This is a genomic window from Sphingomonas trueperi, assembly GCF_040545665.1.
In the GTDB taxonomy this organism is placed as follows: domain Bacteria; phylum Pseudomonadota; class Alphaproteobacteria; order Sphingomonadales; family Sphingomonadaceae; genus Sphingomonas; species Sphingomonas trueperi_B.
The window spans coordinates 1,084,201-1,108,728 of record NZ_JBEPMH010000001.1 but is presented as its reverse complement, the minus strand read 5'-3'; the positions used below and the strand labels follow the sequence as shown (position 1 = coordinate 1,108,728).

Sequence of the window (24,528 nt, the reverse complement as noted above, 5' to 3'; positions counted from 1 at the left end):
ACATGGCTGCGGCGGAGCGCGCAATAAGCCGCGTGCTTGCCTATCAGCGCCCGCGGCGTGCGAGGATCTCGAAATAACTGTCGAGCACCGCCTGGTTCACCCGGTCCCACACATAGGCCTGCGCCTTTTCGTGCCCGGACGCGCCGGCCGAGGCGGCGAGCGCCGGATCCTCGATCAGCCGGGCGATCGCGCCGGCATAGGCGTCGACATCGCGCGGCGGCACCAGGAAGCCGTTGACGCCTTCCTCGACCAGATCGATCGCGCCGGTCGCGCGCGCCGCGACGATCGGAACGCCGCACGCCATCGCCTCCGAGGTGACGTTGCCGAAGGTCTCGGTGACCGAGGGGTTGAACAGCACGTCCATCGAGGCGACCGCGCGTGCGAGATCGTCGCCGCGCTGGAAGCCGGTGAACACCGCCCCCGGCACCTGCTCGGCGAACCATTGCCGCGCCGGCCCTTCGCCGATCACCAGCACCTTGTGCGGCACGCCGCGCTCGGCCAGCCGGTTGCAGACCTGGGCGAAGATATCGAGGCCCTTTTCCAGCACCAGCCGGCCGAGAAAGCCGACGGCGAACTCCCCGTCGCCGATGCCGAGCGACCGGCGCCAGGCGAGGTCGCGGCGCGCCGGGTTGAAGCGCGCATGGTCCACCCCGCGCGACCAGATGCGGATCGGCGTGGTCACGCCCCAGCCGCGGATCAGATCGGCGGTGGAGTCGCCGGGTGTCACCACCTGGTCGACACGGTTGTAGAAGCGGGTCAGCAGCTTGATGATCACCGGCGCGACGAAGCCGAGATGGTAATAGGCCGGGTAGGTCTCGAACCGGGTGTGGAGCGAGGCGAGCGTCGCGATGTCGTGCTTGCGCGCCCAGCGCACCGCGCCGTGGCAGAGGAATTCGGGCGCCGAGACATGCACCATGTTGGGCGCGAAGGCTTCCAGGTCCTCGCGGATGCTCTTGGGCAGGCCGGTGGCGAACTTGTACTCCGCGCGGCCGCCCGGCACCGGCCAGGCCGGCACGCTCACCAGGTCGCCGGTGGGCGGGAAGGCGGGGGTATCGGTGGTCGGCGAATAGATGCGGACCTTCACGCCCTGGTCGAGCAGATAGCCGACGAGCTTGTTGAGCGCCTGGTTCGCGCCATCGCGAACATAGTTGTAATTGCCGCTGAAGAGCGCGACGCGAAGATCCGAGGGTTGCATGTTCGCGCTTCGCATAGTCGCGTGCGTGCGGCCCGGCAAGCGAACGTCATGCCCGCGTCACGGAACAGCCGTGCGGCCCGCCGGTTCTGCGACCCATGAGCAAGCATTTCGCGAAGGGCGCCGCGGTGCGCTGGAACTGGGGCGGTCACCAGGCGCATGGCAAGGTCGCCGAGCGCTTCGAGCGGCGCGTCCAGCGCACGATCAAGGGCGAGAAGATCGTCCGCAACGGCACCAAGGACAATCCCGCCTATCTGGTCGAGCAGGAAGATGGCGGCCGGGCGCTCAAGCTGGAGAGCGAGTTGGAGGCTGCCTCATAGCCCCTCCTCCTCGGAGGAGGGGTTGGGGTGGAGGGATTCCAGACCAGAAGTTGGTCTCGGTGAGACACTGCCCCACCCCAAACCCCGCGTCAGGTGAACAGCGCCCCGCGCTGTTCAGGTGCTGCCCGGGGGGCAGCACTGACCTGATGCGCCTGAAGGGGAGGGGCTTAAGTGTCGGTATCACCGCGTATACAGCACCCGCGCATCGGCCTTGAACGCCTCCGCGCTCGCCTTGCGCGAATAGAACATGTGCCCGCCGGGGTAGACGCCCAGCTTCACCCGCTGCTCCACGCCGAAGCGCGGCATCTGATCGATGATCAGCCGCGATCCGAAATAGGGGCAGGACAGGTCGTTATAGCCATGGACGATCAGCACCCCCATCTTGGGATCGTTCGCCACCGCCTTGCGCAAGTCGCTCACCGGGGCGTCGTCGGGCGTGCCGCGGTCCCAGGCCGAGTTCACCGAGAAGGACAGGGCATTGTAGCGCGCGCTCGTCTTCCAGCCCACCTCGCGAGTGATGAAGTCCACCATGGCGCTGGTCGTCGGCGCGATGATGCCTTCCAGAATCGGGTCTCCGGACTTGCGCTCGGCGGCGCTGGGGAAGGGGTCGAACGCATCGACGTTCGAGTCGTACACGCTGCCGATCTTGCTATCGTCGCGGTGGATCTCGCGCAGATAGGTGCCTTCGTCGATCCGCCCGTCGAGGCGGCGGACCAGCTTGGGGTCGAGGCCGGTCAGCTCGGTCACCTTGTCGCTCAGCCGCGCGGTCGCCTGCGGATCCGAGCGGCCCGCGAGCAGATCGGTGGCGAAGCCGCCGCGGGTATAGGCCTCGACCCCGGCCATCGCCTGCGGTGACAATTTGCCTTCGCGCTCGAGATGCCCGGCCGCCATCGAGGGGAGGGTGATCATCCAAGGCAGCGGCGACAGCGCGTCCGATCCTGCGGTCGCGGCGGGATCGAGATAGGGCGACACCATCACGATGCCGTTGACGCCCACGCCCAGCTGGGTCTGCAGCTCATAGGCAATGCGCGGGGCGCGATAGCCGCCATAGCTCTCGCCCATCACGAACTTGGGCGAGCGCAGCCGCTCGTTCTTGACCAGCCAGTCATAGACGATGCGCGACAGATACTTGATGTCGGGCTCGTTGGCGTAGAACGCTTTCTTGGTCGCGTCTTCATCGACCAGGCTGCGGCTGAAGCCGGTGCCAATCGGATCGATGAATACGAGGTCGGTCATGTCCAGCCAGCTGGCCGGATTGTCGACGAGCAGCGGCGCATCGGAGGGCGCATCGCCCTTGTCGCCGAACTGGACGCGCTTCGGGCCCACCGCGCCGAGGTTGAGATAGACCGAGGAGGCGCCGGGGCCGCCGTTGAACGCGAAGGTCACCGGCCGCTGCGCGCCGCCGCCGGGCACGACATAGGCGGTGTAGACCACCTCGCCGATCTTCTTGCCTTTGGCGTCATAGACCGGCAGCTTGCCGACGGTCGCCTGATAGCGGATCGGCTTGCCGCCGATCACCGCGGTCTGTGCGATGGTCTTGTCGTCCGGCAGCGGCGGCAGGTCGGATTTGCCGGCCTTGTCGTCACTCTTTTCGGCGGCGGCGTCGGGCTTCTTGTCCTGCGCGGGTGCCTGGGGCGCGAGGAGCAGGGCGGCAAGCGATGCGGTGATCAAAATGCTGTGGCGCAAGAACGGGTCCCCCGGTGTGGTTGCCGGCGCAGCCTAGCGGCTGCCCTGCGCCGAATCTACCGGGTGCGCCTCACAACGCTCGCCACATCCACTGCGCGGCGGGGCCATAGTGCGCCACCTTTGCGGCGAGGGCCCGGGACGGGCTGCCTGCCGCGAAACCCAGCCTGCGCCAATAGTCCGCCGCGCCATCGATCGCGATCAGTTCGGCGCGGTTGAGCCCTGCTGCAATGGCCGCGGCCAAGGCTGTTTCGACCAGCAGGCGGCCGATGCCCGTGCCGCGTGCCGCCTCCGAGACGGCGAGGTCGTGCAGATACAGCGTGTCGCCGGTCGTCGCAGGATCGAGCACGGCACCCACGGGCGGGGGCGACTCGCGCGTCCAGCCATGCGCCAGCAGATAGGCGGCGAGGGCACCATTGCGCTCGGCCGCGAGATTGAACGGCGCTGCGACGTGAAGCCGGCTGGCGAACGCAGCTACCGGCTCGACGAGGAAGGCTGGATAGGCCTGCGCCTGCAACGCCAGCGCCTGGGGAAGATGGCGGGGCTGGAACTGGGTGAGGATCGGAGCCGACATGCGGCCGTATCTGCCACCCAGGGCGCCTGGAGGCCAGCGGAACGGGATTTTCGGCTATTTCCAGCGCATCGGTGAAATACCGTAACGATCTTCCTACTTACCCGTAAACAGCCAAGAATCTATAGTTAACGAGCTCTTATCCTTGCTCGATAACTATAGTCCTGCACCAGATATTTCCACCATGCACGACAGAAGAACTGCACTTTTCGGCTGACAGCGGCCGGTTTGTGCGGAGTCTGTTGTGTCTTCTGTGCGTTTACTGTGTTGCGCTATTATGTCTGCGGGCGCGCTGCTGTTATGCGCGGCCAATGAAGCACCGAGTCTCGAAGACCAGGTGCTCGATCGCATCAACTATCTTCGCGCGAACCCGGCCGCCTATGCCGATCGTCTTCGCCAGCTGCGGCCCCATTTTCGTGGCAACACGCTGTATTTGCCGGATCGTCCGCGCGGGCTGATCACGCGCGAAGGCGTCGATGCGGTCGAGGAGGCGATCGCGTTCCTCGAACTCCAGCCGCCACTGCCGCCGCTGAGCCGCGCGGAGCTGCTGGGCCTCGCGGCGCGCGACCATGTCGTGGTGCAGGGCGCGCTTGGCACCCGCGGCCATTTCTCGCCTGACGGCGCCTCGCCCGGCGATCGCGTCCAGCGCCGGGGCGGCGGGCGACTGGTGGGGGAGGATATCTCCTATGGCTATGCCGATGCCGACGAGGTGGTGCGGCAGCTGGTGATCGACGACGGCGTGCCCGATCGCGGCCACCGCGAACTGCTGTTCAACCGCGAGTTGCGCTATGCCGGTGTCGGCTGCGGCAGCCATAGCGCGTACGGCCATATGTGCGTGATCGACGTGAGCCGCACCCGCAACGGCATGTCGGTCTACGCCACGCTTGCGCAGAACGAGGCGCGGTAGGACGCGGCGCTCGCCGGCGGGCGCGGTGCGGTCTGCTGCCTGCGCATGACGTGGTCCGGGCCTTCGGGATGTGCGGCAAACGCGGCCCGGCGACAGAGCCGGCTCGTGCTGCACCCACGCTGTTCGATCACCGTGCGATATGCTGGTCGAGACCGGGGCGGCGTGGCGGCTTGGCCGGGCGTTGGCGTCTGCTGCGCACGCCGCTGTGCTCCGCGCTTGCCCGGCACGATACACGGAACCGCCTCAGGAAGTGCATCGAGCGGCAGGGTGCTTGCGATCTGGAGTTGGGAGGTCGGTGGCTGGCATCATCAAGCTCGACGACAGACGTGATCTGTATGCGTCCAACCTGGGGTTGGGTGGCGCATTGGAATGCATTGCCCACGCAGTTTCCGATATCGATACCCGGCTTGCGCGATGGCTGCTGGATGTGGCGCAGCGAACCGGCGGCTTGATGGGCTTCGATCTTCGCGGCCTCAGCGCCGCCAGCCGCGCCGCATTCTGGGCGGGCGTGGACCGCGCCCATGCTGGCGTCGCGAACTGGGATCAGGAAACGTGTTTCAGTCCCGCGGTTGGCGTCCTCCGCTTGTTGTACGAAAGGCGCGGCGTCCAAGGAGCCGCTAGCGACGATCATGTGCCGGAGATCGACCTTGACGAAATTTGGTTCGATGGCAGCATAGCCTGAACGCAAACGGGGGGGGGCTTCGTCGGCTTGCAGGCCGTGGACCGATGAGCCCGGAGGCAGGCCCTTCAGGATGGCGCCGATGCTGACGCGCTTGGCTCCCTCCTGGACGACAAAGCTATTGCTATGGCCCCCGCGCGCAGCGCGAGAAGCGGACGAATATCGGGAGGGCGCTTTTCTCTTAAGCCCGGCAGGCCGAGATCAGCGCACTACGGTCACGAGGTCGCCGCGCTTAACCACGCCGAACAACCGCTGCGCGAAGTCCTGCGGCACGCCGATGCAGCCGTGCGTCGCCAGCCCCTGGCGCACATTGCTGCCATGGATCGCGACACCGTCGCTGGTCAGCCACAGCGTGTAGGGCATCATCGCGTCATAGGTGTTCGAGCGGTGGTTCTTTTCCATTCCCCGGATCGGGAAGTTGCCGATCGGGGTCGGGGTCTCGTCCTGTCCGTAGAGGATCACGCTGGTTGCGATCTCGTCTTCGCCGCGAAACACGGAGAGGATCTGGCGCGTCAGGTCGATGCGCAGCCAGATCCTCCCCGGGGGAACGCCATGATCGTTCCAGGCGAACTCGCCGAACTGCATGTGGTCCGGAACCCGCAACAGGCTCCGCACCACGCGCGTGCTGCCATCGCCCAGCCGCAGCTGCTGCTGATCCCCGTCCGAAAACCGAATGCGATCGGTATCGGCCGGCGAGATCAGGCGGCCCGCGGCGCTATTCTGCTTCACGTAGCGGGGTACGAACGCCTTGGCGGCCAGCGTGACGAGCAGCAACGAGGCCGCGCCCAGCGAAATCCAGATACCGAGCTTGGATCGACCGCGCATCAGGCCTTGGCTTCGCTCCGATTGCGGCGTCGCATCTCCGCACCGACAAGCCCGAACGCAGTGACCAGCATCAACCATTCCGCCGGTTCAGGAACTGCTGGCGGCGTCGGCGTGGGCGTCGGGATGGGCGGCGTTGGCGTCGGCGTCGGCGTAGGGACCGGCGTCGGCGTGGGCGTCGGTGTAGGCGTCGGCGAAGACGTCGGTGTCGGTGTTGGCGTGGGCGTCGGTGTTGGCGACGCCGTCGGCGTGGGTGTTGGCGTCGGCGTGCCGATGCCGAGCGGCGGCGCACCGCCGCCACCGCCGCCCCCTCCGCCGCTGGGCACGATCGAGTTGCCGGTGAAGCTGGCCGGCCCCGGTGCCGGGACGACGTCCGCAAAGGGCGACAGCGAGTCGAAGCCCGAAGGCAACCCCGCAATGTCGATCGGCGGGGCATCCGACGGCAGCGGCAGCGATGCCGGGATCGGTGCCTGATCGGCCGAGAGATCGAATGCCCTAGGCTGCGCGACACCGTTCTTCGCCAGCGAGTCGGGCGTCAGCGCGTCCCGTGGGTTCTTGGCGACTCGGCTGTACTTGCGCTTGCCCTTCAGGCTGTGCGCACCGGCTTCGCGAACGCCAGGCGACCGTGCCGACAGGACCGAAAGCGCCTTCGAGGCTTCTTGCACTGCAGCGGCAACCGTTGGCACCGCAATCCCGGCGGACGTTGCCGAAAGTAGCGAAATGGTTGCCGCAGAAGCACTTAGCCTGCGAACTGCCCGAGATCCAAAGCTGTCCTTCCCTGTTTTCAAGTTACTGCTCCCACCCCCTGTTGCTCGCGCTTGCGAAAAGCCCCCTTAACTCTTTCGCGAGAGCGGCAAGTATTAACCGGTATAAACGAAGTTGCCGCCAAATAGTTCCTTTGAACATGTACGGCAACACCAAACGGCGTTTCGCACCCTTGATCTGTTCGCAGGTGTACCAAAATGGAAATTCCTTCACCAGCATAAATATGCATTTATGCAGATATGGAGCTATTTCCCCAAGAGCTGATCGACTAAGCTGTTGAGATTCTTGTAATCCGATACACGCAATGGCAGGGGTTCGCCACCCTTTGCATTTGGGGATGCGGGGGCCAGCGCGCGTTCGAAGCCCAATTTGGCGGATTCGCGCATCCGCAAGGCAGCATGGGCAACCGGACGGACTTCCCCGGACAACGCGATCTCGCCGAACACCACCGCATCGGCGGGGATCGGTCGCTCCGATAGCGCCGAGACAAGCGCCGCCGCGACCGCGAGATCGGCGGCAGGATCCTGCACGCGGTAGCCGCCGGCGATGTTGAGGTAGACCTCGCACGCCGAGAAGCTAAGACCGCAGCGCGCCTCGAGCACCGCAAGCACCATCGAGAGGCGCGGCGAGTCCCAGCCGACCACCGATCGCCGCGGTGTCGCGCCCGAGGCGAGTCGGACGGTGAGCGCCTGCACCTCGACCAGCACCGGCCGCGTCCCCTCCAGCGCGGGGAAGACGACGGTGCCGGTGACGTTCTCGTCGCGCTGGGTGAGGAACAGCGAGGACGGGTTGGCGACTTCGGCCAGCCCCTCGGTCTGCATCGAGAAGACGCCGATCTCGTCGGTGCCGCCGAAGCGGTTCTTCACCGCGCGCAGGATGCGGTAGAGATGGCTGCGTTCGCCCTCGAAGGCGAGCACGGTATCGACCATGTGCTCGAGCACGCGCGGGCCGGCGATCGAGCCGTCCTTGGTGACATGCCCCACCATTACCAGCGCGGTGCCGCGTTCCTTGGCGAAGCGGATCAGCTCCTGCGCGCTGGCGCGGACCTGGCTCACCGTGCCGGGCGCGCCTTCGATCAGGTCCGAATGCATCGTCTGGATCGAATCGATGATCAGCAGGTCGGGCGGGGTGGTCATGCTCAGCGTCGTCAGGATGTCGCGTACCGAGGTCGCGGCGGCGAGCTGCACCGGCGACTGGCCGAGCCCGAGTCGCCGCGCGCGCAGCCGCACCTGGTCGGCCGCTTCCTCGCCCGAGACATAGGCGACCGAAAGCCCGCGGCTGGCGATCTTCGCCGCCGCCTGGAGCAGCAGCGTCGACTTGCCGATGCCGGGATCGCCGCCGATCAGCGTGGCGGAGCCCTCGACGAAGCCGCCGCCCAGCGCGCGATCGAACTCGGCGATGCCGCTCGGCATCCGCTCCGGCAGCGCCACTTCGGCGTCGAGGCCCGAGAGCAGGATCATCCGGCCGCCCGATTGCAGGTGATGCTTGGCCTGGAACGGCGTGGCGGGGCCGCCGGCTTCCTCGACCAGCGTGTTCCACTCCGCGCAATCGGCGCATTGCCCCGCCCATTTCGAGGTCACCGAGCCGCAGGCCTGGCACACATAGCGCTTCTGGAGTTTTGCCATGGCAACGCTCTAGCGCGACGGAAACGAAAAGGGAACGGCTGGCGCGCTTCCGCGGCCTGCACGCCGCCCCTTTTCCCGATACGCCACGCTGCTATGGAGCGGGCATGACCGGGCTCGACATCGTCACGCTTCTCATCATCGCAGGCGCCGCCATCCTCGGCTTCCTGCGCGGCTTTACTACCGAGGTGCTGGCGTTCCTCGCCTGGATCCTCGTCGTGGTGGCGGTGAAGTTCTTCCATGCCGGCTTCACCGCGCTGCTCGCGCCGATGATCGGGACGGAGGGCGGGGCGGCGGTGCTCGCCTTCGCGCTGCTCGCCGGGATCAGCTATTTCGGCGGGCGGCTGATCGCCAACACGCTGGGCGGGCAGATGCGCAACTCGGTGCTCGGGCCGATCGATCGTGCGCTGGGCGTCGGTTTCGGCGTCGCCAAGGGGCTGATCCTGGTCAGCATGGGCTTCCTTGTGCTGATGCTGGTGCTCGACACCTTCGAGGGCGGGCGCACGCACCGGCCGAAATGGATCACCAAGTCGGTCACCTATCCGCTGCTCGACACCACCAGCGCCGCGATCGGCGACTTCGTCGACCGCCGGCGGAAGGGCGAGCCGGTGTTCGGCGGAGATAATGCAGGCGTAAATGCGGACACGACTTCAAGCGCAAACCGCCCTCGCCGCAGCAAGCACGACTGATCCTCCCCGTGCCGGGGAGGATCAAGGGCGCAACCCATACGAAAGACGGGTAATTGGCGCTCGCAACTGCGGGAAGGCTACCCTAGATCAAAGGGCATGAACGCCCCGCTCTACAATATGGAAATCCTGCGCCTTGCCGCCGCGATCCCGCATCACGAACGGCTGGAGCAGCCCGGCGGCACGTCGGAGAAACGCTCGCCGGTATGCGGGAGCCGGGTGACGGTAGACATCGCCGTCGACGAAGCGGGCAAGGTTGCCGAGGTCGGCATGCTGGTGCGTGCCTGTGCGCTGGGGCAGGCGTCGGCGGCGCTGATGGGCGACGCCGTCCTCGGCCGTACCCCCGCCGAGATCGCCGTCGCGCGCGACCAGCTCACCGCCTGGCTTGCGGGCGAGCGCGACGTGCCGCCCGACTGGCCCGGCATGGAATTGTTCGTCCCCGCCCTGCCGCATCGCGGCCGCCATGCCTCGATCCGGCTCGCCTTCGAGGCCGCGGCCGAGGCTGCGGCGCAGGCAGCGGAGGCGCGGGTCTGATGGAGCATGTTTCGGACGGCTCGGTGCTTGCGGATGCGGTGCCGATGCTCGGCTTCGCGCTGTTCTTCGTGCTGCTGTTCCGGCGGCTCGGGCTCGGTGCGACGCTGGGCTTCCTCGTCGCCGGCGCGCTGGTGGGGCCGCACGTGCTGCGGCTGGTCGGCGATGCCGAGGGCAAGATGGGCATTGCCGAGCTCGGCATCGCGCTCCTGCTGTTCCTCGTCGGGCTGGAGCTGAGCCCGTCGCGGCTGTGGCGGATGCGGCGTGACATCTTCGGCCTCGGCTTCCTGCAGGTCGCGCTGTGCGGCGTCGTGATTGCGGCGATCGTCTGGGCGGTGACGGGTTCCACGCTGGCTGCGGCATTGTCACTGGGGCTGCCGATGGGGCTTTCGTCCACCGCGCAGGTGCTTCCGCTGCTGCAATCGGCCGGCCGCCTGCGCACCCCGTTCGGCGAGCGCGCCTTCGCGATCTTGCTGTTCCAGGATCTGTCGATCGTACCGCTGATCACCATCGTCGCGGCGCTGTCGCGCAACCCGGCCGACCAGGGCGGGCCGCCGGGATGGCTGCTCGGGCTCTACACGGTCGGCGCGATCGTCGGGCTGGTGGTGGCCGGGCGCTTCCTGCTGCGTCCACTTTTCCGCTTGATCGGCAATCTCGACGAGCGCGAGATGTTCGTCTTCGCCGGGCTGCTGACGGTGATCGCCAGCGCCGCGGTGATGGAGGCGCTGGGCCTGTCTGCGGCACTGGGCGCGTTCATCGCCGGTGTGATGCTCGCGGATTCGCCGTTCCGCCACGAGATCGAAGCGGACGTCGAGCCGTTCCGCGCGATCCTGCTCGGGCTGTTCTTCGTCGCCGTCGGCATGACGCTGGACCTGCATGCCATCGCCGAGCGGCCCTTCTTCGTCGCGGGCATGGCGCTCGCATTGATCGCGGCCAAGGCGGTGCTGATCATGGGCCTGGCGCTGCTGTTCGGGATGAAGCCGCGCGGTGCCTTCGCGCTCGGCGTGCTCTTGTCACAGGGCGGTGAGTTCGGCTTCGTGCTGTTCGCGCAGGCGCAGAAGGCGCTGCTGATCGAGCCGCAGGCCGCCAGCGTGTTCAGCGCGATCGTCACCGTCTCGATGGCGACCACGCCGTTCCTGATGATGGCGACCAGGCGGCTGCGCGCCGAGCCGGTCAAGGCGGGTGCCACGCCCGACGGTCCGCGCCAGGAAGGCGCCAACGCGGTGGTCGTCGGGTATGGCCGCTTCGGCCAAACGGTTGCGCAGATGCTGATCGCGCAGGGCATCCCGGTGACGATCATCGACCGCGACGTGGAGATGATCGAGACGGCCGGCAGCTTCGGCATGAAGGTCTATTATGGCGACGGCACCCGCATCGATTTGCTCCGCCAGGCCGGGGCCGGGGACGCCGAGCTGATCCTGTTCTGTCAGGACGGCGATGCGATGGATACCGAAGTGGTGGAGGGCGTGCATGCCGCCTTCCCGCACGCCAGCATCTTCGTGCGCGCCTATGATCGCCGCAGCGTGATAAAGCTCAAGGGTGCGCCGCTAGCCGGGGTGGTGCGCGAGGTACTGGAGAGCGCGATCGTGATGGCGCGGCGCGCGATGGACGCGGTGGGCGTCGATGGCGCCGAGATCGACCGGACCGAGGCCGAATATCGCCGAACCGATATCGCGCGGCTGAAGGCGCAGAAGGAAACCGGCGACCTTTATGCCGGGCGCGACGGACTGTTCAGCCAGGGCGCTGCCGCGGCGGCGGCGGTGCAGGATCGCGGTGATGGCTGATCGGGGAGCGAATGCATGAACTGGATCGCGGTGCTGGCGGCGCTCTCGGGCGCGATGGCGGTGGCTGCTGGGGCCTTTGGTGCGCACGGCGCGCAGGGGCAGGCGGTCGAGTGGCTCAAGACCGGCGGGCACTATCAGCTCGTGCATGCGGTGGCGGCGCTGGTCGCGCTGCAGCTCGGCGCGCGCGGGCCGGCTTGGCTGTTCGTCGGCGGCGGACTCGTCTTCGCGGGTACGCTCTACCTGATGGCACTGGGCCTGCCGCGCTGGCTGGGCGCGGTGACGCCGATCGGCGGGGCGGCGCTGATCGCCGGCTGGCTCTGGCTGGCCTGGGCGCTCGCCTCGAAGGTGGCGAAATGAGCGATGTGCAAGCGCCCTGGGATGCGGCGCAGGTCCGCCTCTGGCTCGAACGCCGGATCAAGGCCGCGCGCTCGGACCAGGATGTCGCCGACCGCTACGGCCGCGACCGCGAGGACGAGTATGACAAGGCCGCCGCCGAGGAATGGGTGTGCGAGCAGCTGCGGCACAGCGACGCGCTCGAGGATCAGGCGCGGCTGGGCGATGCGTTGAAGGCGTTGCTGAAGAAGGACGACTTCTACCGCGCGGGGGTGCGCAACGACCAGCGCTTCGAGCGCGAGGTGAAGGCCTATCTCCGCAAGCTGATCAAGATGGCCAAGACGAACACGGGGTTCGGGAAAACACTGCGATATCAATAGGCCGCGCGCGCTGCATCGCCGCCGCCCACGGAAAGCCGCCGGCCCCGCGGGCCGACGGCTCTGAAGGCTCGCGCTATTTCCCGTGCCGACATTCCCGATCTCGGCATGCCGACGCTCAGTCCTGCAGGAACGCCCGGATTTCCTGGGCGATGGCGTCCGCATGCGTTTCGAGCGCAAAGTGGCCGGTGTCGAGAAAGCGGATGGCCGCGTTGGGCAGGTCGCGGCGATACGCCTCGGCGCCTGCGGGCAGGAAGAACGGATCGTTCTTTCCCCACACCGCCAGCAACGGTGGCTGGTGCTTGCGGAAATAGGCCTGGAAGGCGGGGTAGAGCGCGACATTGCTGGCATAGTCGCCGAACAGGTCGAGCTGGATCTCATCGACTTCGTCCCCGCCGATGTACCAGGCGTCGAGTGCGCTGCCATCGGGGGAGAGCAGGCCGGTGTCCGGCACGCCATGCTCATATTGCCAGCGGATCGATGCCGGCGTCAGCAGTTCGCGCAGTGCCTCGCGGTTTTCGGTGCTGGGATCGCGCCAATAGCGCTGGATCGGGTTCCAGCCGGTGCTCAGGCCTTCTTCATAGGCGTTGCCGTTCTGCGAGACGATCGCGGTGATCCGCTCCGGATGCGCCATGGCGAGGCGCAGGCCGACCGGCGCGCCGTAATCGAAGATGTACAGTGCATAGCGATCGAGACCGATCACCTCGGTGAAGCGCCCGATCACCCTGGCCAGCGCGTCGAAGCCATAACGGAAGCTATTGCGCGGCTTGATTTCGGTCTGGCCGAAGCCGGGTAGATCAGGGGCGACCAGGTGGAAGCGATCGGCGAGCAGCGGGATCAGGTCGCGGAACATGTGGCTCGACGATGGAAAGCCGTGGAGCAGCAACAGCGTCGGCCGGCTGGGGTCACCGGCTTCGCGGTAGAAGACGAGGTGCCCGTCGACATCGACGGTGCGGTAGCGGATCGCGGTCATGTGGAGATCCTCGTGCAGCGAACGCCGCCGGCCCTTTGCGACCGGCGGCGCGCAAGGTCAGGCCTGGGCGGCCATCGAACGGGCGACGTCGGCGGCGCTGATCCCTTCGAGCGCGAGGCCATAGGCGGTCCCCTCATCGATCAGGCGGCGCAACTGCGTGGTCAGCGCGATGCGGGTGTAGCGGCTGGTCAGCGGCGGCAGTGCTGCGATGCCGTCGGCGATCGCGTGCGCACGGGCGAGCAGGCCGTCGGCGGGGACGATCTCGTTGACCACGCCCCAGTCCTTCGCCGTCGCCGCATCTAGCACCTGCCGGGTCAGCAGGAAATAGCGCCCGCGGACCGAGCCGATCACGTGCGGCCACACCAGGTGCATGCCGTCGCCGGGAACGATGCCGAATTCGAAATGCGGCTTGTCCTGGAACACGGTTTCCGGCGTGGCGAGGATGATGTCGGTGAGCAGCGCATATTCGCTGTGCAGCAGAACCGGGCCGTTCAGCGCGGTGATCATCGGCACTTCGATATCGAGGATGTTCGACAGGACCTTGCGGCCCTCGCGCAGGATCTTGTCATACCCCTGCGGCGTGAAGAAATCGAAGCCGTCGGGTTCGATCACGTCCATGAACGCGTCGCCCGAGCCGGTGAGGATCACCACCCGATTGTCACGGTCTTCGCCGATCTGGTGGAACAGGTCGACGAACTGCTCATGGGTGTGGCCGTTGAACACAAGCTTGCCGCCATTGGTATGCAGCGCCACTTCCAGAACGCCATTCTCCTTGCGCGTGAGGCGGGCGTTGGGGAAGGCATCGCGATAGTTTTGGAATACGGACATGTGCTGTCTCCAATTTGATGAGTACAAATTGACGAAGATCGTAGCTGGGGATGGAAGACGAAGACCATGTTGTTTCGCATGGGCGAAGGCGCTGTACTTCCCTCGCCCCGTTTAGATACGGGTGAGCGTCAGCCGCGATAATGCGCAAAAGTCGAAAGTCATTCTTGCAGGGCAGCGGGCCCTCAGCGGCAGATCGAATCGCGATTCTGCCGGATACGTGCAAGACTCAGCCCTTTAGGGACGAGGGACACGCGAATCCGATGCAATTTGCACGCTGATCGGTCGGGGCGGACCGTACAGCCGGGTGCACGCCGTCGCCGGCGCCGGGGTATGCTCCGCAAGGGGCGGGGCGCGGAGACGCCGCTACTTCCCCGCGCGTCGGCACCGATCCGAACAGTAGATCACATGCTCCCAGTCCCGCTCCCATTTCTTTCGCCAGGCAAAGGGGCGCTGGCAGACCGGGCAGGTCTTGGTGGGCAGGTCCCGCTTGGCGACGCCGCGGGGCATGGGATCAGTCCGTAGCGACGATCTTGGCCACGCCCGCCGCGACGGTGGGGTGGTAGCTCGCCTTGGAGGCCTTGTAGAAGCGCCGCGCGATCGGCTTGCCCCAGTCGCCTTGCGCCATCAGGTCCTTGTAGATCGGGTAGATCAGCAGGCCGCGCCCGACGCTGCCGACCAGCTTCTCGATGCTCGGCACCGCCGGATCGTAGCGGTTGGCGATCGCCAGCTCGCCCCAGGCCGAACGGACATAGGCGTTGTTCGATGCCGATAGGCCGAGCGTCTCGTTCAGTTCCTTCAGTCGCGCCGGCGTCTGCTGGCGGTTCAGCCCGTTGAGGAAGCGCAGCCATTGCTGCGTCGCCCAGCCCTGCGGATGCACCGCCGAGACCGGCCCGCCGGCATTCACCGCCGCCAGCGCGGCATCGACCGCCTTCAGCGTCGCCGATTGCACATGCACCGCGTTGTTCGGCAGCCCGGCCGCATAGGCCCATTTGTCGAGCTGGAGATTGGCCTCCAGCCCGGCATCGCCCTTCACCAGGTTGGCGCGCAGGTCCGCCAGGAAGCCCGCCGTGGTCTGCGGTTGGAAGGCGTGGCGGTCGAAATAGCCGCGCAGATAGGCGTCCCAGCGCGCACGGCCGACGGTGCGCTCGATCGTGCGCAGGAAGGTCGATCCCTTGAAGTAATCGAGCTGGCCGAAGGTCGCGCCGGGATCGCCGTGCAGCCGCGTGGTGGCTGCGTCCATGCCGCCGGCATCGGCGATGTCCTTCTGGAGGCCGTCCCATTCGAGATCGGCGTCGGTCGCGGCGCGTTCCTTGCCGTACACGGCCTCCATGATCCGGTTCTCGAAATAGGTCGTGAACCCCTCGTTGAGCCATGAATCCGACCATGTCGCGTTGGTGACGAGGTTGCCCGACCAGCTATGCGCCAGCTCGTGCGCCACCACGTCGACGTTCGACTTGTCGCCGGTGATAATGGTGGGCGTCAGGAAGGTGAGGGTGGGGTTCTCCATGCCGCCATAGGGGAAGCTCGGCGGCAGGACGAGCATATCGTAGCGGCCCCAGCGATAGGGGCCGTAGAGCGCCTGCGCCGCGTCGATCATCTTCTCGACATCGGTGACTTCCTTTGCGGCGGCGGCGAGCATGCTCGGCTCGGTCCACACGCCCGCGCGCGGACCGACGGGCTGGAAGACGAGGTCACCCACCGCGAAGGCGATGAGGTAGGGCGGCACCGCCTTGTCCATGCGGAAGCGGAACTTGTGCCAGCCCTTGCCTGCCGGCACGCCCTTGGCGCCGTCGATCCGCTCGCCGCTCGCCACGGCCACGAGATCGGCGGGCACGGTGAGCGTCGCGGACCAGGTCTGGCGGATGCCGGGGCTGTCCTGGGTGGGGATCCAGCTGCGGTTATTGATCGGCTGGCCCTGGCTGAACAGGTATGGCTTCTTCTTGCCGGCGGTCAGAGCAGGGGCGAGCCATTGCAGCGCCGATGCACCGGGTGCGGTGGCGTAATGGATCACGATCTTGCGCGCGCCGTGCAGTTGCACGGTGAGCGGCGCGCCAAGATCTGGCTTGGTGGCACCCACCGTGAAGGGCAGTGGCTTGCCTGCGGCGTCGGTCACTTTCGCGATCACTAGCCCGTCATCGTCGAGCACGATTTCGCTCGCGCCAGACGCTGCGAGAATGTCGAGCGTCGCGGTGCCACTGAGCGTCTTGGTCGCGAAATCCGCCTTCAGGTCGAGCGCGACATGGGTGACGCGGGCAATCTCCGGTCGCGCATAGGTCCACACGTCCTTCGCCTCGGGCGTGGTGAGGATCGGCGCGGGGGCGGTCTGCTGGGCGAGGGCGGGGGAGACGAGCATGGTCGAAGCGGCAAGGGCCAGGGCTAGAATGCGCATGGCACGGAGCTAGGCCTTGGGGCGGCGGGGGGCAAGCGCTTGCCATGGATCAATCGGATCCCACCGGACCCTCTGCGGACCCGTAACGTTGATGCGGGAGGTTCAAAGGGGGATGCGCATGGAGAGTCTGGTGGCGGAGCGGCCGGTGACGGCGGAGGGCGAGGCGGCGGCGCTGCAGGGCCTGATCGCCTATCTCAAGCAGCGGAACTACCAGTTCATCACGCCGACGCCCGCCACCCATGCGCGCGTGCTCGCCCGGGCGGACCGGCAGCGCGCCACTGACCTGCGCGACATCTTCGGCTGGAGCCTGCCCTTTGCGCGCGATCTACTCGACGCATCGCTGATGAGAGCGCTGGAGGCCGCCGGGTTGATCGAGGGGGCAGGCGGTCTGTTGCGGAGCAAGGTTCGCGTCTCGACGCTCGGGCCCGACCTGCTGGTACATTCCGCCTATCCGACCGACGATATCCATGCCGTGTTCTTCGGTCCCGACAGCTATCGCTTCGCCCGCTTTATCGCCGATGAGCTGAAGCGCTGCCCGGAGCGCGAAGGCTCGAGGCTGGTCGATATCGGCACCGGCGCCGGGGCCGGGGCGATCGCCGCCGCGCATTGCTGCGAGGCGGTCGACATCGTGATGACCGACATCAACCCGGCGGCGCTGCGGCTGGCGCGGGTGAACGCGCAGGCGGCGGGTGTCGCGGCGCGCTTCGTGCAGGGCGAGGATCTGACGGGAATCGCCGGCGCGCTGGACCTGGTGCTCGCCAACCCGCCCTATATCATCGACCCTGCCGGCCGCGCCTATCGCGACGGGGGCGACCTGCACGGCGCGGGCGTGGCGCTGGCGATGGCATGCGAGGCGGTGCCGCGGTTGGCGCAGGGCGGGCGGTTCCTGCTCTACACCGGCAGCGCCATCGTGCGCGGGGCGGATGCGCTGCACGATCGGTTGGTGCAGCTTGCTGCGGCGCAAGGCTGCCGGCTGCGGTATGAGGAGATCGATCCCGACGTGTTCGGCGAGGAGCTGGAGACGGCGGCGTACGCGGATGTAGAACGCATCGCGCTGGTGACGGCGGTGGTCGAGCGGGTGCGCACCTAACTAAGCCCCTCCTCCTTGGAGGAGGGGTTGGGGGTGGAGGGATTCCAGAACAGAGGTTGGTCTCCATGAGACACTGCCCCACCCCAACCCCTCCCCTGAAGGGGAGGGGCTTGAGATCGTTTCAGCGCTGCAAATCCAAAAACGCCGCTACCTTCGCCAGATCAACCGTCTTGTCCAGGTACGTCTGCCCGATCCCGCGCGCGAGCAGGAAGGGCAGGGTGCTGCCCTCCATCTTCTTGTCGTGGAGCATGTGGCCGACCAGCGTTGCGCCGTTCGCCGTTACGCCTGCCGCGGCCAGCCCGTCCGGGAGCCCCACCGAACGCAGGTGCGCCGCCACGCGCTCGGCATCCTCCGCCGGGCACAGGCCTTGCTGTGCCGAGAAGGCGAAGGCCAAGGCCATGCCCGCCGCCACCGCCTCTCCGTGAAGCAGCTTGTCCGAAAACCCCATCTCCGCCTCCAGCGCATGCCCGAAGGTGTGGCCGAGATTGAGCAGCGCCCGCGTTCCCGTGGTCTCGCGCTCGTCGGCGGCGACGATTCGCGCCTTGGCTGCGACCGAATGGCCGATCGCCAGCGCCCGCGCCTCGGCGCTGCCCGCGAACAGCGCCGCTGCATTTCCCTCACACCAGGCGAAGAACCCGGCATCGTCGATCAGCCCGTATTTCGCCACTTCGGCATAGCCCGCGCGCAGCTCGCGCTGGGGCAGGCTGTCGAGTACCTGCGGGTCGATCAGCACCACCGAAGGCTGGTGGAACGCGCCGATCAGGTTCTTGCCCGCCTTCGAGTTGATCGCCGTCTTGCCGCCCACCGAGCTGTCGACCTGCGCGAGCAGGGTGGTGGGGATCTGGACGAAGTTGCAGCCGCGCTTGAGGATGCTCGTCGCAAAGCCGACCAGATCGCCGATCACGCCGCCGCCAAGCGCGATCACCTGGTCGCTGCGCACCACGCCCTGTTCGAGCAGCCAGTCGGTCACCGCTTCGAGCTGCGCCCAACTCTTGGTGCTCTCGCCCGCGGGGAGCGTCAGCACCGGCGCCGTCACGCCCGCCGCGGCGAGGCTAGCCACCAGCGTCCGGCAATGCGTCGACAGGTTGGCGTCGGTGATGATCGGCATGGGCCGCCCCCGCGACAACGGGGCGAGAATTTCACCCGCACGCGCGAGCAAGCCGGGTTCGATGCGCACGTCATAGCTGCGTGCGCCCAGGGCGACGGGAATGGTGGTCACTTGCGTAGGGCCCTCAGGATCGCTTCGACGGTGGTTTCGTGCGGTGCGGCTACGCTGGAGACGCGGATCTGCGCAAGCGCGTAAAACGGGTTTCGCGTCTTGGCGAGCTCGGTCAGCGTCGCCAGCGGGTCCTTGCCGCGCAGCAGCGGCCGCGTGTCCCGCCGCCGCACGCGATCGGCGAGCACCGAGGGCTCGGCATCCAGCCAGATCGAAATCGCCTGGTCGAGGATCAGCGCCCGCGTCTCGTCGTTGATGAAGGCGCCGCCGCCGGTGGCGATCACCTTGGGGGTGCCGTCGACCAGCCGGGCGATCACCCGCCGTTCGCCGTCGCGGAAATGCGGTTCGCCGAATTTGGCGAAGATGTCGGAGACCGACATCCCCGCCGCCGATTCGATTTCCGCATCGGCATCGACAAAGGGCAGCCGCAGGCGCTGGGCGAGGCGGCGCCCTACCGTGGTTTTGCCGGCGCCCATCAGCCCCACCAGTACGATGGGCTTGCCGGTCCAGCTGTTCAGTTGCGCATGCGTTTGTAACATTATGCGAAGGGCTATACAGCGAGGGACCGTCTCGGGCAAAAGGCCCGTACCGCTCAAGGAATGGACTGTTTTTCATGCCGCGTATGCTTGTCGTGTTGCTCGTGATTCTGGTGGTTCTGGTAGGCGGCATGTTCGCGCTTGCCGGCCGCAACACCGTCAAGGAGCCGGTGCGCATGGAGAAGGCGGTCGCGCTTGAAAACCTCGCCAACTAGGGCGTCCCGGCTCGCGATCGCCGCGGCCCTGCTCGCGGCGATCGGGGTGCCGGCGTTCAGCCAGCAGCAGAAAGCGCCCGAATCGCTGTTGCCGCCCGGCTTCGACCAGCCGACGCCGCGGCCGCAGCCTTCGGCGCGCCCTAGCCCGACGCCCAGCGCAGCGCCGGCCGCAGCGCCGTCGCCGAGTGGTGAAATGGCGCCGGTCGGTGGCGACATGGGCCCCGATGCCTTCGACGTCGAGGAGAGCAACGCCAGCGTGGCGGTGGCGCCGGCGATCGATCTCTCGCAATATGACCTGCCCAAGGGCGTGCGCCGGCCGCTCAACCGCATCGGTATCCTGGCCGCGGGCAATGCGCCGTTCCCGGCCGATGCCTTTGGCGACGTGGCGGGTGCCACCCAGGTGACGCTGATGCGCAGGCTCGATGCGCCGGTCGCCTCGCGCTGGGTATCGATCGCGCTGCGCCGCGCGCTGATGTCGCCGCTCGATACCCCGCGCGGGATCGACGGCGCCGATTATGCCGCCGAGCGCGCCTGGCTGCTGCTCCGCATGGGCGAGGCAACCGCCGCGCGCGGCCTCGTCAGCTATGTCGACATCGACGATTACACCAATGCGCTGGATCGCGTAGCGATGCAGGTGGCGCTGGCGACCGGGGATCCGGCGTCGGTCTGCCCGATCGTCGACGATGCGGCGTCCAACATCCCCGATCGTGGCTGGGCGCTGGCTCAGGCGATCTGCGCGGGACTCGCCGGCAAGCCGAGCGAGGCGGACCAGCGGCTCGAAGCCGCCGGAAAGGGCAAGCCGCGCAACGACCTTGATACGCTGCTTGCCACCAAGGTGGTCGGCATGGGTGCCGATTCGCGGCGCGCGGTGACGATCGACTGGGTCGGCGTACCCGCGCTCTCCGCCTGGCGCTTCGGCATGGCGACCGCGGCGGGGGTGGATCTCCCCGACAATCTGTTCGCTACGGTGGGGCCGGAATTCCGCTACTGGCAGGCGCTGTCGCCCGCAGTGTCGCCGGTCAACCGCGCTGGCGCGGCCGAATTGGCGGCGGCGGCGGGCGTGCTCTCCAACGCCGCGCTGGTCGATCTCTATGCCGAGCTCGACCAGGCGAACGACGTCCCCGATCCGTTGCAGAAGACCGTGCGCGACCTGCGCAGCGCTTATACCGGCTCGGCCGCCGAGCGGGTGCAGGCGATGAAGAGCCTGTGGGATGCCCCCGATAGTCCGCGGCTGCGCTATGCCCGGCTGGTGCTCACCGCCAAGGCTGCCGCCTGGATCCCCGCGAACAAGAATGCTGCCGAGCCCGACCGGCTGATCGCGTCGATGCTCTCCGCCGGCTATGATTCGGCAGCGCTGCAATGGCGCGGCGTGGTCGCGCCGGGCAGCGAGGGCTGGGCGCTGCTCGCGCTCGCCGATGCGGGCGGGCCGATCGGTTACGGCGATTTTGAGCGCTATGTGGGTGCGGCGAGCCCGCGCAAGGCGGCGATGCTGCTCGCCGGGCTGGCAGGTCTCGGGCGTCTGTCGGCGAGCGATGCGCAGCGCGGCGCCGAAGCGACCAAGGTCGGCATTGGCGGCGTCAACGCCTGGACGCAGGCGATCGACCGCGCGGGCGCTGCCAACCAGCCCGGCATGGTGGCCCTGCTCGCCGGGGTGGGCATGCAGTCGCCGCGCTGGGACCAGGTGACCCCCGAGGCGCTCTACCACATCGTCGAGGCGATGCGTGCGGCGGGGATGGCCAACTATGCCCGGATGATCGCCGTGGAGGCGGTCACGCGCGCCGAGTGAGCGCCGATCGCGACCTGATCGAGCGCTTCCTCGAAATGCTCCGCGCGGAGACTGGCGCGGCGGCGAATACGATCGCGGCCTATGGCACCGACCTGCGGCTTGCTTCCGAGGCATTGGGCGGTGACTTGGCCAATGCGGGCCGCACGGAGATCGAGCGGCTCGCCGGCGGCTGGGCCGATCTCGCGCGTGCTACGGTGGCACGCAAGTCCTCGGCATTGCGGCGCTTCTTCGCCTTTCTTGCGGAGGAGGGGCACCGCGCCGACGACCCCGGCAGCGCCCTCCCGCGGCCCGGCGCCGCGCGGCGGCTGCCCAAAATCCTCAGCACCGGCGATGTCGACGCTATGTTCGCCGCGATCGCCGAGCGCCAGGCGCGGGTGCCGCCCGATCCGCTAGACCTGCGGCTCGCCGCGCTGATCGAGCTGCTCTATGGCTCCGGCCTGCGCGCGACCGAGCTTGTCTCGCTTCCCCGGAATGCGATCCACCCCGACCGGCCGTTCCTTATCCTCAAGGGCAAGGGCGGGCGCGAGCGGCTGGTGCCGATCTCCGATCGCGCGCGCGCTGCGGTTGCCGTGTGGCGGGGGCAGGTGCCGCCGGACAGCGCCTGGCTGTTCCCCTCGGGCAAGAAGCACCTCACGCGCGTGCGGCTCTACCAGATCGTCCGCGCGCTGGCCGCGATGGCGGGGATCCCGCCCGAGCGCGCCAGCCCCCACGTCCTCCGCCACGCCTTCGCCACGCACCTGCTCGAGGGCGGGGCGGACCTGCGCGCGCTCCAGGCGATGCTCGGCCATGCCGATATCGCGACCACCGAAATCTATACCCATGTCGACAGCCGCCGGCTGGTCGAGCTGGTCAATGCGCGGCATCCGCTGGGCGAGGCGCTGGCACAAGTGCCTCACCGAAACCGGTAGGTTTCGCGATCGGACCCGCTCGGGCTTCCGCACCTGCGTTGACGCGAAGCGCCGCGCCCGGTAGCGCGACGCGCATGACGACATTCCTCGACTTCGAGAAGCCGATCGCCGAGCTCCAGGGCAAGATCGACGAGCTGCGCAGCGCCGCCCAGGGCGGCGACGTGGACATCGCCGCCGAGATCGCCCCGCTCCAGGCCAAGTCGGACAAGCTGCTGCTCGACACCTATGCCAAGCTGACGCCGTGGCAGAAGACGCAGGTCGCCCGCCATCCCGAGCGCCCGCACTTCAAGCATTACGTCGCCGGGCTGATCGAGGACTTCATGCCGCTGGGCGGCGACCGCGCCTTTGCCGACGACGCCGCGATCATCGGCGGGCTCGGCCGCTTCCGCGGGCGCCGGGTGATGGTGATCGGCCACGAAAAGGGCGATGATACCGCCAGCCGGCTCAAGCATAATTTCGGCATGGGCAAGCCCGAGGGCTATCGCAAGGCGATCCGCCTGATGAAGCTCGCCGATCGCTTCGGCATCCCGGTGATCACGCTGGTCGACACCTCGGGCGCCTTCCCGGGCGTGCAGGCCGAGGAGCGCGGCCAGGCCGAGGCGATCGCGCGCTCGACCGAGGCGTGCCTGGCACTGGGCGTGCCGCTGGTCGCCTCGATCCTCGGCGAGGGCGGCTCGGGCGGCGCGGTGGCGCTGGCCGCGGGCAACCAGGTGCTGATGATGGAGCATGCGGTATATTCGGTGATCTCGCCGGAAGGCTGCGCCTCGATCCTGTGGCGCACCGCCGACAAGGCCGCCGACGCCGCCGAGGCGATGAAGGTCACCGCGCAGCACCTGAAGGAACTCAAGGTGATCGACGGCATCGTGCCCGAGCCGCTGGGCGGGGCGCATCGCGCACCGGGTCAGGCGGTCCAGGCGCTGGGCGATGCGATCGAGAAGGCGCTGGCGGACCTTGCGGCGATGTCGCCGGAGTCGTTGCGCCAGGCGCGCCGCGCCAAGTTCCTGGCGATGGGCCGCATCTGAATCGAAAAGGGGGCCGACGCGATGCGCAGCCCCCTTTCTCAGCCGACAGGAACGCGTCGCCTTACGACGCCTTCATGTTCGAGCTGACATTGGTGAAGGTGCCGTTGAGGCTGCTGCCCAGCCCCTGCATCGCAGCGATAGCGGCAACCGCGATCAGGGCGGCGATCAGGCCATATTCGATTGCGGTCGCGCCCCTGCGGTTCGCCACCAGCTTGCGAAGCATCTTCATTTGAAGCCCTCCTTCTTCAACTTCGGGAGGACGGCGATGCCCGGCAGCGCCCCCGTCCCCCGCATTCTCGGAACCTGGGCTTACGAAGCCTTCATGTTCGAGCTGACGTTGGTGAAGGTGCTGTTCAGGCTGGTGCCCAGACCCTTCATTGCGGCGATCGCGGCAACGGCGATCAGCGCGGCGATCAGACCGTACTCGATGGCCGTGGCGGCCTTGGAGTTCTTGATGAACTTGCGAATCTTAAGCATAACCGTCTCCATCGTCCCAGAAACTTCAAACACCGGCCCGTCGGGAATCCGACGCGGCCATGCGACCCTAGAGAAGAGGGGTTAAGAACCGGATAAATCGCGTGCTTACCGAATGGTTTACGCGGCTCAGTGGCCGGCGTTCTGGACCTGCGCGGAGACGTTGTTCCACATCGACGTCGCGGTATTGCCGAACAGGCTCAGCGCGCCCACCATCGCGAGTACGATCATCGCGAGGATCAGCCCATATTCGACGGCGGTGGCGCCGCGATCGGCACGGGAAAGCGCGCGCAGGGCGTGGATCAGGGCTCGCATCGACAACCAATCTCATTCAATAAACGCCGGGAATTCTGTCAGGATTTGGTTGCGAAGTGATTAGCGAGACAGGGGTGGGGCGCGAGACGCGGCCGATGTTGCTGGTAGTGGCGGCGGCGATGATCGAGGGTGGGCGCGTGCTGGTGCAGCAGCGGCCGGAGGGAACGTCCCTGGCGGGCCTGTGGGAATTCCCCGGCGGCAAGATCGAGCCGGGCGAGAGCCCCGAGGCGGCGCTCGCCCGCGAGCTGGACGAGGAACTGGGCGTCGCCGTCGATCCCGCCGCGCTGGTGCCGCTCACCTTCGCCAGCGAGCCGCTCGCCGACCGGCACCTGATGCTGCTGCTCTACCGGCTGGATCGCTGGGAAGGGGTACCGGAGGCCCGTCACGCAAGCGCGCTCGCCTGGGCGGACTTGGCGGCGCTGCGGAGCCTGTCGATGCCGCCGGCGGACTTGCCGTTCCTGGAGGTGCTGGCGCCGCTGCTTGGGGGTGATGGCTGAGCTTCGG

The 24,528-nt window shown here is 67.7% G+C and carries 29 protein-coding genes; 15 read left to right on the top strand and 14 right to left on the bottom strand.

What is annotated here, in order from left to right:
* Positions 1-43: 43 nt before the first annotated feature.
* Positions 44-1,195: a glycosyltransferase family 4 protein gene (locus ABIC65_RS05065; RefSeq protein WP_354307235.1), complete on the bottom strand. Its 1,152-nt coding sequence runs from the start codon at positions 1,193-1,195 to the stop codon at positions 44-46.
* Positions 1,196-1,290: 95 nt separating this feature from the next.
* On the opposite strand from ABIC65_RS05065, the gene ABIC65_RS05060 reads away from it, so the two are divergent.
* Positions 1,291-1,512: a DUF2945 domain-containing protein gene (locus ABIC65_RS05060; RefSeq protein WP_354307234.1), complete on the top strand. Its 222-nt coding sequence runs from the start codon at positions 1,291-1,293 to the stop codon at positions 1,510-1,512.
* 180 nt (positions 1,513-1,692) lie between these two features.
* On the opposite strand, the gene ABIC65_RS05055 is transcribed toward ABIC65_RS05060, so the two are convergent.
* Both ABIC65_RS05055 and ABIC65_RS05050 read right to left on the bottom strand, forming a co-directional pair.
* Entirely contained in the window at positions 1,693-3,183 is a 1,491-nt protein-coding gene (locus tag ABIC65_RS05055; protein WP_354307233.1) for a S10 family peptidase, read from the bottom strand.
* 85 nt (positions 3,184-3,268) lie between these two features.
* Positions 3,269-3,769, bottom strand: coding sequence for a GNAT family N-acetyltransferase (locus ABIC65_RS05050; protein ID WP_354307232.1), 501 nt, complete (start codon positions 3,767-3,769; stop codon positions 3,269-3,271).
* 274 nt (positions 3,770-4,043) lie between these two features.
* Between ABIC65_RS05050 and ABIC65_RS05045 the strand changes: the two genes are divergently transcribed.
* Both ABIC65_RS05045 and ABIC65_RS05040 read left to right on the top strand, forming a co-directional pair.
* Positions 4,044-4,673: a CAP domain-containing protein gene (locus ABIC65_RS05045; protein WP_354307231.1), complete on the top strand. Its 630-nt coding sequence runs from the start codon at positions 4,044-4,046 to the stop codon at positions 4,671-4,673.
* 295 nt (positions 4,674-4,968) lie between these two features.
* On the top strand, positions 4,969-5,355 hold the full coding sequence (locus tag ABIC65_RS05040; protein WP_354307230.1) for a hypothetical protein: 387 nt from the start codon (positions 4,969-4,971) through the stop codon (positions 5,353-5,355).
* Positions 5,356-5,553: 198 nt separating this feature from the next.
* Here ABIC65_RS05040 and ABIC65_RS05035 read toward each other — a convergent pair whose 3' ends face one another.
* Complete coding sequence (locus ABIC65_RS05035; protein WP_354307229.1) at positions 5,554-6,177, bottom strand: L,D-transpeptidase family protein; 624 nt, start codon at positions 6,175-6,177, stop codon at positions 5,554-5,556.
* A gap of 6 nt (positions 6,178-6,183) precedes the next feature.
* Between ABIC65_RS05035 and ABIC65_RS05030 the strand changes: the two genes are divergently transcribed.
* On the top strand, positions 6,184-6,648 hold the full coding sequence (locus ABIC65_RS05030) for a hypothetical protein (RefSeq protein ID WP_354307228.1): 465 nt from the start codon (positions 6,184-6,186) through the stop codon (positions 6,646-6,648).
* A 536-nt stretch (positions 6,649-7,184) separates the two neighbouring features.
* On the opposite strand, the gene radA is transcribed toward ABIC65_RS05030, so the two are convergent.
* Positions 7,185-8,564: a DNA repair protein RadA gene (gene radA / locus ABIC65_RS05025; protein WP_354307227.1), complete on the bottom strand. Its 1,380-nt coding sequence runs from the start codon at positions 8,562-8,564 to the stop codon at positions 7,185-7,187.
* A gap of 104 nt (positions 8,565-8,668) precedes the next feature.
* Between radA and ABIC65_RS05020 the strand changes: the two genes are divergently transcribed.
* From ABIC65_RS05020 to ABIC65_RS05000, 5 genes are all read left to right on the top strand, one after another.
* On the top strand, positions 8,669-9,250 hold the full coding sequence (locus ABIC65_RS05020; RefSeq protein ID WP_354307226.1) for a CvpA family protein: 582 nt from the start codon (positions 8,669-8,671) through the stop codon (positions 9,248-9,250).
* A gap of 96 nt (positions 9,251-9,346) precedes the next feature.
* Positions 9,347-9,781 carry an iron-sulfur cluster assembly scaffold protein gene (locus ABIC65_RS05015; RefSeq protein WP_354307225.1) on the top strand — a complete coding sequence of 145 codons (435 nt, stop codon included), beginning with the start codon at positions 9,347-9,349 and terminating at the stop codon, positions 9,779-9,781.
* On the top strand, positions 9,781-11,562 hold the full coding sequence (locus ABIC65_RS05010) for a cation:proton antiporter domain-containing protein (protein WP_354307224.1): 1,782 nt from the start codon (positions 9,781-9,783) through the stop codon (positions 11,560-11,562). The genes ABIC65_RS05015 and ABIC65_RS05010 overlap by 1 nt, the downstream gene beginning before the upstream one ends.
* 15 nt (positions 11,563-11,577) lie before the next feature.
* Entirely contained in the window at positions 11,578-11,919 is a 342-nt protein-coding gene (locus ABIC65_RS05005; RefSeq protein WP_354307223.1) for a DUF423 domain-containing protein, read from the top strand.
* Entirely contained in the window at positions 11,916-12,275 is a 360-nt protein-coding gene (locus ABIC65_RS05000) for a hypothetical protein (protein ID WP_354307222.1), read from the top strand. The genes ABIC65_RS05005 and ABIC65_RS05000 overlap by 4 nt, the downstream gene beginning before the upstream one ends.
* Before the next feature lie 115 nt (positions 12,276-12,390).
* On the opposite strand, the gene ABIC65_RS04995 is transcribed toward ABIC65_RS05000, so the two are convergent.
* The 4 genes from ABIC65_RS04995 to ABIC65_RS04980 form a co-directional block, all read right to left on the bottom strand.
* The gene (locus ABIC65_RS04995) at positions 12,391-13,245 is read right to left on the bottom strand and encodes an alpha/beta fold hydrolase (protein ID WP_354307221.1); all 855 of its coding nucleotides are present in this window, start codon (positions 13,243-13,245) and stop codon (positions 12,391-12,393) included.
* Between the two features lie 57 nt (positions 13,246-13,302).
* Entirely contained in the window at positions 13,303-14,073 is a 771-nt protein-coding gene (locus tag ABIC65_RS04990; RefSeq protein WP_141985865.1) for an enoyl-CoA hydratase/isomerase family protein, read from the bottom strand.
* Positions 14,074-14,436: 363 nt separating this feature from the next.
* Positions 14,437-14,580 carry a DUF2256 domain-containing protein gene (locus tag ABIC65_RS04985; protein ID WP_354307220.1) on the bottom strand — a complete coding sequence of 48 codons (144 nt, stop codon included), beginning with the start codon at positions 14,578-14,580 and terminating at the stop codon, positions 14,437-14,439.
* Between the two features lie 4 nt (positions 14,581-14,584).
* A complete protein-coding gene (locus tag ABIC65_RS04980) occupies positions 14,585-16,462 on the bottom strand; it encodes a M1 family metallopeptidase (RefSeq protein WP_354307219.1) in 1,878 nt (625 codons plus the stop codon).
* 118 nt (positions 16,463-16,580) lie between these two features.
* On the opposite strand from ABIC65_RS04980, the gene ABIC65_RS04975 reads away from it, so the two are divergent.
* Positions 16,581-17,552: a methyltransferase gene (locus tag ABIC65_RS04975; protein WP_354307218.1), complete on the top strand. Its 972-nt coding sequence runs from the start codon at positions 16,581-16,583 to the stop codon at positions 17,550-17,552.
* Between the two features lie 121 nt (positions 17,553-17,673).
* On the opposite strand, the gene aroB is transcribed toward ABIC65_RS04975, so the two are convergent.
* The gene (aroB, locus tag ABIC65_RS04970) at positions 17,674-18,771 is read right to left on the bottom strand and encodes a 3-dehydroquinate synthase (RefSeq protein ID WP_354307217.1); all 1,098 of its coding nucleotides are present in this window, start codon (positions 18,769-18,771) and stop codon (positions 17,674-17,676) included.
* The gene (locus ABIC65_RS04965) at positions 18,768-19,307 is read right to left on the bottom strand and encodes a shikimate kinase (RefSeq protein WP_354307216.1); all 540 of its coding nucleotides are present in this window, start codon (positions 19,305-19,307) and stop codon (positions 18,768-18,770) included. The genes aroB and ABIC65_RS04965 overlap by 4 nt, the downstream gene beginning before the upstream one ends.
* 74 nt (positions 19,308-19,381) lie before the next feature.
* Here ABIC65_RS04965 and ABIC65_RS04960 point away from each other — a divergent pair, with 74 nt between their 5' ends.
* The 4 genes from ABIC65_RS04960 (at position 19,382) to ABIC65_RS04945 (ending at position 23,235) form a co-directional block, all read left to right on the top strand.
* Positions 19,382-19,519, top strand: coding sequence for a hypothetical protein (locus ABIC65_RS04960; RefSeq protein WP_164521922.1), 138 nt, complete (start codon positions 19,382-19,384; stop codon positions 19,517-19,519).
* A complete protein-coding gene (locus tag ABIC65_RS04955; RefSeq protein WP_354307215.1) occupies positions 19,500-21,305 on the top strand; it encodes a hypothetical protein in 1,806 nt (601 codons plus the stop codon). The genes ABIC65_RS04960 and ABIC65_RS04955 overlap by 20 nt, the downstream gene beginning before the upstream one ends.
* Positions 21,302-22,213, top strand: coding sequence for a tyrosine-type recombinase/integrase (locus ABIC65_RS04950; protein WP_354307214.1), 912 nt, complete (start codon positions 21,302-21,304; stop codon positions 22,211-22,213). The genes ABIC65_RS04955 and ABIC65_RS04950 overlap by 4 nt, the downstream gene beginning before the upstream one ends.
* A gap of 74 nt (positions 22,214-22,287) precedes the next feature.
* Positions 22,288-23,235 (top strand): acetyl-CoA carboxylase carboxyltransferase subunit alpha, encoded by a 948-nt coding sequence (locus ABIC65_RS04945; protein WP_354307213.1) that lies wholly within the window; start codon positions 22,288-22,290, stop codon positions 23,233-23,235.
* A gap of 61 nt (positions 23,236-23,296) precedes the next feature.
* Here ABIC65_RS04945 and ABIC65_RS04940 read toward each other — a convergent pair whose 3' ends face one another.
* The 3 genes from ABIC65_RS04940 to ABIC65_RS04930 all read right to left on the bottom strand — a co-directional run bounded on the left by ABIC65_RS04940 (position 23,297) and on the right by ABIC65_RS04930 (position 24,024).
* Entirely contained in the window at positions 23,297-23,464 is a 168-nt protein-coding gene (locus tag ABIC65_RS04940; protein WP_354307212.1) for a Flp family type IVb pilin, read from the bottom strand.
* An 80-nt stretch (positions 23,465-23,544) separates the two neighbouring features.
* Positions 23,545-23,712: a Flp family type IVb pilin gene (locus ABIC65_RS04935; protein ID WP_141985854.1), complete on the bottom strand. Its 168-nt coding sequence runs from the start codon at positions 23,710-23,712 to the stop codon at positions 23,545-23,547.
* 126 nt (positions 23,713-23,838) lie between these two features.
* The gene (locus ABIC65_RS04930; RefSeq protein ID WP_354307784.1) at positions 23,839-24,024 is read right to left on the bottom strand and encodes a Flp family type IVb pilin; all 186 of its coding nucleotides are present in this window, start codon (positions 24,022-24,024) and stop codon (positions 23,839-23,841) included.
* A 95-nt stretch (positions 24,025-24,119) separates the two neighbouring features.
* Here ABIC65_RS04930 and ABIC65_RS04925 point away from each other — a divergent pair, with 95 nt between their 5' ends.
* Positions 24,120-24,521: a (deoxy)nucleoside triphosphate pyrophosphohydrolase gene (locus ABIC65_RS04925; protein WP_354307783.1), complete on the top strand. Its 402-nt coding sequence runs from the start codon at positions 24,120-24,122 to the stop codon at positions 24,519-24,521.
* Positions 24,522-24,528: the final 7 nt, after the last annotated feature.